Raw genomic sequence first — 759 nt, 5'->3', positions numbered from 1 at the left:
CTGGTTCGGGCATCCCGCGGTGCTCGCCGCCATCACGCTGAGCGCGGCAACCCTGGTCACCTGGTCCTTCTGGCCGCGCCGGGAGCGCCCGGCCCGTCGCGCCGTGAGCGCCCCGGGGCCCGCCCGCCGTGCCACGAATCGGGCGCGGCACGCGGCCGCGCCGGGTCGCGTTGGCGCAGTCGGCCTCGCGCTGTTTCTCGGGCTGGGGCTCGCCCTCTCGCCCGGGTCCCGGCCGGCTCTCGCGAGCGCGGCCGAGCCGGAGGCGGGCGGGGCGATCCGGATCAGCTCCGTCGCGAGTCCGCGGATCGCGCAGCTGTCCCCGGGGGACTCCGGGGACTGGGACCTGACCGTGGACACGAGTCGGGCCCCCGCGGGGACGCTGACGGTCTCCCTGCAGGCGAGCGGGGACGCCGGGCTGGGGCTCACCCTCGCCGTTCGCGCCTGCGCCGAGGGCTGGACCGCGACAGGATGCGGTCGCGGCGAGCGCACGGTCGCCGAGCGCCGTGTCGCGGACCTCAGCGGGGCGGAGCGCCGGGTCACCGACGCGCGCACCCGGGGCACGCTCTGGCTGCGCGTCACGGGCTCGGTCCCCGAGGACGCGCGGCCGGAGCCGGGCGAGCGGGTTCAGCTGACCGCCGTGGTTCGCGCCGGGGAGGAGACCGTGCGGCACGATCTCCCGGCCGACGGCTGGCCCGCGGGCGGGCTGCCCGTCCCGGGGGTGTCCGGACTGGCGAACACCGGCCAGGTCACGGACGCCTG

The 759-nt window shown here is 78.8% G+C and carries 1 pseudogene; it reads left to right on the top strand.

Annotated elements, in window-relative coordinates:
* Nucleotides 1-759 (top strand): annotated as a pseudogene (locus OOT08_RS08425) (hypothetical protein); the annotation flags it as partial.

Origin of the sequence: Leucobacter sp. M11, from assembly GCF_035726885.1 — a bacterium.
GTDB lineage: Bacteria > Actinomycetota > Actinomycetes > Actinomycetales > Microbacteriaceae > JAPFRB01.
Note: the sequence above shows the minus strand (reverse complement) of the source record. Positions and strands in the feature narration are given on the sequence as shown.